At 37.5% G+C, this 9557-nt stretch carries 11 protein-coding genes and 1 tRNA gene; 3 read left to right on the forward strand and 9 right to left on the reverse strand.

The features are described from left to right. Positions 1-4 precede the first annotated feature (4 nt). The 4 genes from ABMA70_RS06700 to rsgA all read right to left on the reverse strand — a co-directional run bounded on the left by ABMA70_RS06700 (position 5) and on the right by rsgA (position 3483). Positions 5-748, reverse strand: coding sequence for a hypothetical protein (locus ABMA70_RS06700; protein WP_103218988.1), 744 nt, complete (start codon positions 746-748; stop codon positions 5-7). Positions 749-767: 19 nt separating this feature from the next. Further along, complete coding sequence (locus tag ABMA70_RS06705) at positions 768-1856, reverse strand: hypothetical protein (protein WP_392990836.1); 1089 nt, start codon at positions 1854-1856, stop codon at positions 768-770. A gap of 45 nt (positions 1857-1901) precedes the next feature. Further along, positions 1902-2363 carry a PilZ domain-containing protein gene (locus tag ABMA70_RS06710; RefSeq protein ID WP_103218986.1) on the reverse strand — a complete coding sequence of 154 codons (462 nt, stop codon included), beginning with the start codon at positions 2361-2363 and terminating at the stop codon, positions 1902-1904. A gap of 133 nt (positions 2364-2496) precedes the next feature. Then, positions 2497-3483, reverse strand: coding sequence for a ribosome small subunit-dependent GTPase A (gene rsgA, locus ABMA70_RS06715; RefSeq protein WP_103218985.1), 987 nt, complete (start codon positions 3481-3483; stop codon positions 2497-2499). A gap of 115 nt (positions 3484-3598) precedes the next feature. Here rsgA and ABMA70_RS06720 point away from each other — a divergent pair. The 3 genes from ABMA70_RS06720 (at position 3599) to ABMA70_RS06730 (ending at position 4787) form a co-directional block, all read left to right on the forward strand. Beyond that, positions 3599-3675: transfer RNA gene (locus ABMA70_RS06720), tRNA-Arg, on the forward strand. Between the two features lie 19 nt (positions 3676-3694). Beyond that, positions 3695-4333, forward strand: coding sequence for a hypothetical protein (locus tag ABMA70_RS06725; protein ID WP_392990834.1), 639 nt, complete (start codon positions 3695-3697; stop codon positions 4331-4333). An 82-nt stretch (positions 4334-4415) separates the two neighbouring features. Beyond that, positions 4416-4787, forward strand: coding sequence for a hypothetical protein (locus ABMA70_RS06730; RefSeq protein WP_392990832.1), 372 nt, complete (start codon positions 4416-4418; stop codon positions 4785-4787). 2 nt (positions 4788-4789) lie between these two features. Here the strand turns inward: ABMA70_RS06730 and ABMA70_RS06735 are convergent, their stop codons facing one another. The 5 genes from ABMA70_RS06735 to ABMA70_RS06755 form a co-directional block, all read right to left on the reverse strand. Continuing rightward, complete coding sequence (locus ABMA70_RS06735) at positions 4790-7075, reverse strand: hypothetical protein (RefSeq protein WP_392990830.1); 2286 nt, start codon at positions 7073-7075, stop codon at positions 4790-4792. A gap of 127 nt (positions 7076-7202) precedes the next feature. Beyond that, positions 7203-7934 carry a tRNA-uridine aminocarboxypropyltransferase gene (locus ABMA70_RS06740; RefSeq protein WP_103218981.1) on the reverse strand — a complete coding sequence of 244 codons (732 nt, stop codon included), beginning with the start codon at positions 7932-7934 and terminating at the stop codon, positions 7203-7205. A 3-nt stretch (positions 7935-7937) separates the two neighbouring features. After that, a complete protein-coding gene (locus ABMA70_RS06745) occupies positions 7938-8270 on the reverse strand; it encodes an arsenate reductase family protein (RefSeq protein ID WP_233189733.1) in 333 nt (110 codons plus the stop codon). Beyond that, the gene (locus tag ABMA70_RS06750) at positions 8270-8908 is read right to left on the reverse strand and encodes a class I SAM-dependent methyltransferase (RefSeq protein WP_103218979.1); all 639 of its coding nucleotides are present in this window, start codon (positions 8906-8908) and stop codon (positions 8270-8272) included. Before ABMA70_RS06750 ends, ABMA70_RS06745 begins: the two co-directional genes overlap by 1 nt. Positions 8909-8920: 12 nt before the next feature. Next, a complete protein-coding gene (locus ABMA70_RS06755; RefSeq protein ID WP_103218978.1) occupies positions 8921-9439 on the reverse strand; it encodes a YkgJ family cysteine cluster protein in 519 nt (172 codons plus the stop codon). Positions 9440-9557: the final 118 nt, after the last annotated feature.

Here is a 9557-nt window from a genome sequence, read left to right on the forward strand (position 1 = left end):
CTCCTTAATAATTTATATATTTAAAGCGTCCCTTAATAAAATTCGGGCGTTTCTTATGAGAATAAACACGGCGTACTTTTACACTTGCGCTTAAGTATTGATCTAAATAAAAACTTTCCTCTGAAGATAACTCTCCCTTAGGCGTATAGTAAGTTAGATAGCGATAATCGACAAAGTAGGCACCTTCAAAATTTACATTAGCTTCTTTTAAAGAAGCCTTCACTTCAATATCATTCAGGCACAGGGAAACAAATACAGGTCTTCCTTCTAGCATTGATTTTGAGGACATTAATTTTTTTAACTGATCTAAATTCTCACGATAGCTATCAAACCAAATGATATTAACTCGATTAAATTTTGGAAGCTTGATATAGCCACCAGTGGCCGTTACAAAATCATTAGCGCTAAAAAAGATTTGCTCAACTTCTTTAAGAGTTGGGCTTCTCTCCATATTATGCGCACGTTCAGAGTACATACGATTAAAGGCAAATTGTATTTGCGAAGCGCTTTGATGATCTATTGAGAAACTATCCATTAGATTCAAAATATTTAAGTATCTCATATCTCTTGTGCGTTTACATTGTCCTTCTCCTGAAAAGTTTCTCCATTCAGGAAGAATTGGAAGCATATAAACGGCAGCACCCGAGTCACGATAGTATTCATCTGTTTGCACTCTTTTATACTCACGATCAACAGTCGTGGTACAAGAAAGAAGTGTTAATATGAATACGATATAAAGTAATCTCAATATAAAACCTATTTTTTAATTATTGCTTAGAGAAATATCTTAACATATTTTCTTTAATTTCATCTAACGTCATTGCATGAAGAGGATAGAAGCCTTCTTCATCCATTGCTAGGCCCCTAACTTTACTAGACTCAACACTTACACCCTGATCAACACAAATTCGATCACAAGCAAGAGTCTTAAGCTGTTCAGCTCCACCAAGTAGGTCACTGCCTTCAATCGTAACAAATAGACCCTTACGATCTAAAAGCTTATCAACAGAAGAGACGACTGCACTATTATAAATCATTAGCCTAGGCTTTGGTTCAGCCGGTGTAGGAGTTTTGGCCTTAATATGAGGCTCAAGAGATCTCCACTGCATAATCTTTTCTTCAAACTCTCTCTTCTCTTCGTCAAATTGCTGGCGATCCTTTGCTAAAAGGTCACTAAATTGAGAAATTTCATCTTTATATTCTTTAACCTGAGCTGAAGTTAGATTCCCGAAAGGAACTTCTTCAGCAGTGATTAGCTGGAGTGTTTTTGTTAGATCATTTAGATAATCTTCTTTTATTAGACTTAGAAGCCTTAGATTCTCAATACCAGTTCCAACTAAGCATAGATTTCTTGTCGCTTTAATATCTTCAAGACTAGCATGGTGTTCATTGTGATAAGTGATTCTTTCATCATCGGCAAGGGCAAGCTCATTAAGAGCATGAACTTGAGCTGCACCCATAGGATTTGCTATTGTTAACTCATTTGAGTAACAGATAAAATCAAAGTCTTCAAAAGATTCAATCGAATTTTTTAATGATTCAAGAACATCTTTACCAAGCTTTTCAAAAACTTCAGGGTTTTCTAATTTTTGGCGTTCAATTTCAGTTGTAGCATTTACCTTAAAAACGACGCGAAAAGTATCGGCCATACGAGAGCGACTCTCCAAGACAGAGTTCGGCGATAAAAAGCGCTTATGAACGCGAATCACTTCCACATTACGGTGGGCGATTTCCCTAAACTCTGCTTGCGAGTCTGTTGGAATTTGACCAATAATTTTAACGTGGACACCTAAGTCTTCAAAAAAACGATAAGCGGCAAGGGCCTTCTTATCACTACCTAAAATCGCGATTTTCATGGCCCGATCTTATAAGCTTAAAGGCTTAATGACAATTAGATACCATTAAATAAAAAGAGATTTCATCTCTCCATTATCCACTACTGAATACTCAGAGAATGCATAAATAAAGTTGATGAATTGCTCCATGGCCTTGAACGAGTGCATCGATTTATCGAACTCACAACCATATTGCATATAAGTGACACCGTCAGCACCTTGAGTTAGTGCGCTGTGACGAATTTTAACGATAACAGGGATATATGATCCTTTTGTAAAATAGAATTTAAGCTTTAGCTCATCCCCTTCTTTTAGCTTTGCATCTGTTTTATCTGTCCACGGAACATTGAAAGAAAGTCCATCATGAGAGATATCAACCATATTGATTGCATAAGAATAACCATCTGACTCAATTACCGAGTAAGCTCCCATAAAGTTATTAAAGCAAATACGCTCAAAGCTTCTACGCTTCTTCTCGATATTCTCTTCTCTCTTTGCTTGGAAGTTGATTACTTTGTTATCAGACATTATTACCCCTTATTACAGATATTTTTGCTGTCTGACTTATCGTCAAAAAGGCATAAATCATGAGGTAAATAAGAGATAAAACTTGCGCTAGGCAAGAAGGTCCAAATGTTAAAAACTAAATAAATTTAGATACTTATCGATATTTTTTCTTTTTCTGCCAAAATGGTGTCGAAGAAATCTCTGAGTGAATCAGTTGATAAGTTTCAAGCCTAGAGTGAACCATTAAACCCTCTTCAGTTTCAGGATCGTACTCTTCGCTAAAAAATGCACAACCTCGGTTCTCTGGCTCATGATTACAATTTGAATATTGGCAGTGACGAGCAATCTCTTCCAAATCAGGGAATAGCTCCATTAGATCATCTGGGTCAATATCATCTAGTGAAAATGATCGAATTCCTGGAGAATCAATAAGATAGAAGTCCCCAAGATCCACAATCTCAGACCAAGTAGTCGTATGTGAACCCTTTCCAACTTTTCCAACCTGCTTAGTCTTTAGCTCAACTTCGCCATCTGATAAACAAGAAATCGTTTGTGATTTCCCAACACCTGACTGGCCAACAAAAAGGGCCGTCTTCCCCTTTAGGGCCTCTTTAAACTCACTCATCCCACCTTTAAGATATTGAGTCTCATAGTCCTTATCAAGGGCGCAAATCTCGAAATACTTCACACCAAGCTCTTTCAAACGCAGGATTTCATATTGAATATCAAATTCTTCTGGGTCATAGCCATCCATCTTATTGAAGACAATAATCGGCTCAACACCCCACTGAAAAGCACGCACAAGAAAGCGATCGATAATTCCTCGTTTAAATCTTGGCTTAGCAGCGGATGAAACAATAACCAAGTAGTCACAATTGGCCGCAGTAACTTTTCTTTTTGACGTTCTGACTAGAATTCTAAAGATCTCATTTTTACGAGGCATGGCCTCCTTGATGATATATTCACCAGTTTCAGCTATCGTATCTAAACAAACATTATCGCCAACAACTAGAGTTTCTCCTTTTTTTAGGAGATTACCAAGTGCCGTCGCCTTCACTACTTCCTTTGTTTCATCGATGAGACAATCGAAGTCGCGCTGGTGAGAGCGAATGATTTTAGCTTTTAATACGTTATCTGACATAGAATTCCACTGTGTAAACTTTCTATAAACTTTACCATCTCTTCAACATTTTTACATCTTATATTGACAAATGTGGCGAGTGCCATTATTTTAACTGAACACAAAGTCACTGTACGCACTCGTAGCTCAGCTGGATAGAGCATTCGCCTTCTAAGCGAACGGTCTCAGGTTCGAATCCTGACGAGTGCGCCATTTATTTCGACGACTTTCTATGAAACAACAATCTCTTAAATTTACTATTATCGTGGGATGCTTTTGGATCCTAATCATGGGTATTATTAATCTAGTCTTTAAACCATATGGAATTGACTATGATTCAGGTTGGGCCGCCACTTCGGCATTCTTCATTACAAGTGCCCTGATCTTCAATTACTTAACGAATTCAATTCAAATCTCGAAAGATCACGTAAAGTCTTACTTGCTAGTAATCATAGTCTTCTTGGCCATGGCGCTTTCAATTAATTACATCTTTCCAATTTCAATTATTAAGAAATTTGAAATCATTAATTCGAAAATAATCTTTCCACTTTTTAGTTGGAATGTTTTTGTTTCAAAATCAGCAGATATTATTTTTCAGCAATTACTAATCAATATTCTCATTGAACATTATCTAAAATTCTATAATCGAAGAGACAGTGTAAAATATTTTGGGATATTCTTTGCAGTAATCCACCTGCCTCTATTCTATGTATTTGGACTTAAGGCCTTGTACTTTATCTTGCCGTCAATTGCAGGAGGAGTGCTCTTTGCCTATCTTATTTCATATTTCTATCGCGGCTACCTGCTATCGCTAGGGTTTCACTTCACTTTTTATTTAGGTCTGGGTGTCTTTTTAAGATATTTAAATTAATTTAATCGTCTAAACCATTAAATTTACTTAATTGAAACTTTGACAGTTAAAGGAATTTTCATGAGCTGACGATAAGTAGTGCATGAAACGAATCACTCTAGCATTACTTTCAATTTCTTTCTTTATTTCGTGCTCACCTAGCTATCATGTGGCATATGATGTTGATACGTGTGTAGAGGAATTAGATAATCGCTACACAGGAACAAATCGTTCTCCAAGCTCAATCTATAGAGTGGATGATGTCGTTATTAATCAAAAGAGTAAAGAAGCAGAAATCAAAGTAAGTTCGTGGTCTCATTCCCAATGGTTTTATGAAGGTAAGAAACCACATTACTTTTTCCAAGATACGAAATTGTTTTCTTATCAGGAAGTCGATTGTCCAAAGAAATTCGGTGAAGAATATCGTAAGAAAAATCTAGGTATTGATAAGCGAATCAAAAAAATTGACCTCTAGCCTTATTCAATTCGCTTTAATAATCTATCGTAAGCTGTTTTCTTATAACGAACAGAGATTGCCTGCCAAATATCGACATTTGAATCTTCAATAATTTCACCTTCACCATCTTCTTCCATTGCAGCAACGGCATCAGCATTGGCAGCAAATTCAGAATTCTTCTGAAGCGCATATTGATCTGCAGCTCCCTCTCCAAAGTCAAATTTAAAACCACCATTATTGGCCGCGCCAACTGCATCAAGACCTTTCCCACCTTTTGCATCAACTGCTAGCCCATCTTGTAGCTCTTCCTCTTCATCATCATTACCAAAGTTAGAACCTTGGTTTGGTTGAGAAAGATATGGAAGTGCAGACATCAGGCCACCTGTTCCACCTGCTCTCTTATTTAAGCCTCCAAACTTTCTTCCAAAAGAAGCTAATAAGTTCTTAGCAACAGGCTTCTTCTTATTCGCCTTCTGTGCACGCTCTAGTGTTTTCTTCATAACTGCATTTGCTTTCTTATTTAGAGCGTTGGCAGATGAACCAAGAGCATCAAAAGCCTCTTGCGTAGTTGGAGAAACAGATGAAGTATCTTGAATACCGTTTGCAGCATTTACAAGTGATCCCACTAAGCTATCAGGCATACTAAATCCAGCAGTATTTAACTTATCTGTTCCACTTACAATATACTTTTTAGCGTTTGGACACGCCTTTGAACCGTTATTAGTCGCGATTTTTGGAAGACCACCAATACATTCAACTTGTTCACCAATTTGCTGAGGAGTATAAGCACTTAGCATTGTCGTTTTCTTTTGTAGAGTCTTTGCTTGAGCACTAGTCACAGAATCAGCAGATCTAAACTTTGCTAAGATAGCATCGATCTTATCAATATTCTTTTGTATCGCATCCGCTTCACTCTCCATTGCTTTTGCTGAAGCTAGAGAAGTACCACTCATTGCAATCCAAAGAGTCCCTCTTTTTATACTTGAAAGCATAAACGTATCCATTGCTGTACCAACAGGAAGTTTATAAGCAGCAATTAATCCACCAAGGGCACCAATTAGACTTCCATAGTTACCGGCTTGAGCTTTACTAATTAATAGGGAAAGAAGAGATGCGTAGAAACCTGCTTTTGCACTAGATGACAGTTCTGTTAGAGTTTTAACTTCAGAAGATTCACCTGAATTCTTCACTGTTTCTTCTGTGTGCTTAACACAAGCTGACTCAATTGCAGCTTTAGTTCCAACAAGCGCACTTGATGCCGCCGAAATTTTCCCTAAAGCAACAGAGTACTTTGTAACCAGTGCGGCTGAAACTGGCGATGCAGATTGAGCGGCATTTAAGTTAGCCTGACATACCGTTTTCGCTTGCTTAGACTTTGCATCCGCCCCTAAGTCACAAGTATTCTTACTTGCTTCTTTCGTTTTAATTAACTCCACTAACATTGAATACTGAATTTTTGTTTCACCTGGCGTTAATTTCAATGCCTCAATTGCCTCTGTAGTAACGGCCGTTGCTTCACATGCAGTTGTATAGACTTGAGTATCAGTAGCTGATGGATCCATACAAGCAACAGAGCCTGCCTGAAGGGCAATAAGTGACTTGGCTCTAGCATTTACAGCAGCAGCACAAGCTTGTGCCTGGATTTGCTCACTATTTCCTTGAACAAATGCGATACCAGATGCTACAGCAAATGCCGCAGCAGCTGCTTTTTGATATTTTGACTTATCTTCTGCTGTCCCCTTGATTTCCTCTAGGGCCGCTTTTTCTTCTTCAAGCATTTGTTTTTGTGAAACATCAACTTGTCCATCTTCATCAAGTCCTTCATATTCAATTCGATCTTTTCGGTCTTTAAGAGAAGTATTTTGTTTGAAGGCACTCATTAGTTCATTCACTAATAAAATACCTGCACCTAAAGCGGCAGCATAAACATCATAAGGCTTACTTGGTTTAAAGAATAACCAGATTTTTGAAACTAAGAATGCAATCGTAAGCATAATAAGAGGAGCAAAAAGTTGATTGTTGAAAATTCCAAGTCCACCGCTTGCTTCTTCTTTCGTATAGGTCCCACTATTTTGCTGACGCTTGCGGGCCATACTATCGTTATCTGATTCTTGTGCATTCTTTAATTTGAATGACCCATCACCTGACATCGAACGATCTTCTTTCGGAAGTGTACTTTGTGCCATCGCCTGTTGGCCCGTGATATTAAAGCGCGCTTGCTCGATATCAATTGCAATATTGAGATTAATCATCGTGAAGATGATGGTCGCCGTTAATAATTTATTGAGTACGTTTAAGCTTCTCATAAGAATCCCTCTTTAATAATTTATATTTTATTATAGGGCCTTAAGAGTTCCTAAAAAAGCGGGAACTTAAGTGCATTCTCTTTAATATTAGCCACTTAGCTAAGATTAGGAATGCCAAAAAATTGAGTTATTTGAGAATAAATGAACGGTTTTTCTTCTCTCTCACAAGAGCGACCCTCTGCTTGTCCATCTTACGTCCACGATAAGTGGGAACATTAGGATCTGAGGCAATATCGATTTGTTTTTGAACCATAACCTTAAAGGCATCAATCATCGTATCCTCATTACCATCAAGCTCCTCGACTCCATACTTACCTAATTCTTTCACTAGGACGTGTACAGACTCAACAGTTGAAAGTGCTTGCTTATGAGGCTGGTGCTTAATGAGGAATGCTGATTCCTTATCAGAAGAAAAAGAAATTCGAGGAAGCTCATTGATATTTGTTGAAAGCTTCATCATTTTCTTAGCACATGGCCAAGTCCCATCGATCACAAAGATCAAAGGAATTTTATTCTTTAGTAATTCAATGTCTTTGTTTGAAGGTGCAGAAATATTAAGAGCATCTTCACCTGGATAGAGAACCATTGGATAATATCTTTCATCACTTAAAAGATCATTCACCTTCTTATCATTAGTAAAATCAATCCCCATGATTAGTTCACTATTAGCTAATCCAGTATGAGTTATACGACCTGTACCCAGCTTCTCTTTCTTTGCTTCCATTGGATGAATAAGAATGACAATCTTAGAGCGAATTTGAGATGTTTTGATAAGGCTACATACACAAAGTGTTTTGGGCCTTGAACAGCCCATACACTTTATGCGATATGAATTTGTGTCTTTTAAATCTTTAAGCATATATTAGAATAACTGATCCCACTCTTCCTGTGAGAATCCTCTTAGAGTTTTCTTACCTTTTTCTAGAATAGGTCTTTTTATTGCAGATGAATTTTCAACAAGAAGAGAAATTTGCTTTGCCTTTGTTGCTCCTTCAAATTCTTCTTTAATTTTTCTAAAAGTTGGTCCACGCTTATTAGCAGGAAGCTCTCCAAAAGCTTCATCCCATCTCTTTAAATCATCTTTTGTTGGTGGTGTTTTTTTATAATCAATAAACTCGTACGATACACCCTTTGCATCAAGGTACTTAAGAGCTTTTTTTACAGTATCGCAATTTTTTATTCCGTAAACTTTCATCATAAATCCTTTTTTAGAATAACAACCTGGCGACTTAAAATCTCTAAGCTCGCCCCAAGTTCCTTAGCAATATATCGAAAGACTTCTTCGTTGTAAAAACCAACATGAGTCTCGTCACGTAGATACCACCAGTTAGAGAACTTCTCTTTTTCTTCAGGGATAAAGTAAGTCATCACTCCTAAGTGACCACCTGGTTTTACAAGATCCCAGCACTTCTTAATATCTTTTGCTGGCTCATAGAAATGCTCCCACACTTCTGTAGAAGTAACAAAGTCGTACTGTTTTTCCAAAAGCTCAGGTCTATTTGCATAGTAAATGTCGTAGTCTTCAACATGATGCCCACGCTTTTTCATTTCTTTAGAAATCGTAGGCCCTGGTCCACAGCCAAAGTCTAATCCACGACTATTTTCAGATAATCTTTCACTTAAAGGCAGGATTAATCGATTCAAGAAATCAATATATCCTTGATCTTCACAATTATTTTCATGAGTATCGTAGCGAGATTTTTCAATTTCACTATTAAGCAATTTAGAACGATCCTTAAAAACGTAAGAACAATTCTTACATTCAAAATAATCACTACCTAAAGTATTCGCGTATAAATGAATTGAGTTACTATGACATAATGGACAGTGCATGAAATATTTTTATTACATCGCACCACTAATGAAAAGCTCTTTTAGCCTTTTAAAGCTATTCTTCTTGAAGTTCTTCTTCATTGATTTAGATAATTTTTGTTCCCCTAATTTATTTAGAGACTCAACAAGCATTTGAGGTAATGCGCCACCTTGCGAACTGAGATTAAAAGCCGCCATCGTTACAAAATCGGCCTTACTAGTCTTGAGGATTCTAATCGTAGCAAACTCACCATTTGATGTATCACAATGTTTTGCATCACTTATGACATAATTCGTGCGACACACACTAGGTCGATCTGAGTAAACACGGCAAGTACCCTTATCATCTAAGAATACACAGCCCCTTTGCTTATAAGGAATTGAAAACCAAGCAGCAGAATCATTTCCAGCAGCATATTGGATCGCCAGTAATTCAACATCAACCCTTATTCCATCTTCCAAAATTCGCGAGGCCAACAGCTCCGCCTCATCTTTATTTACGGATACTTGAGTATGGCAACAGGCAGAGCAACCCTTCCGACAAGAAATCATTGCTGCGGCAACAGGATCTGACTTAACTTCATTCGTATAATGATCAATGATTTCATGAGAAAGCTGAACCCTCTCAACTGGGCCCGCCCTCTTTTGTAGGCGCCTATAGACAGAAATA

The organism is Halobacteriovorax sp. XZX-3, assembly GCF_043196495.1.
GTDB lineage: Bacteria > Bdellovibrionota > Bacteriovoracia > Bacteriovoracales > Bacteriovoracaceae > Halobacteriovorax_A.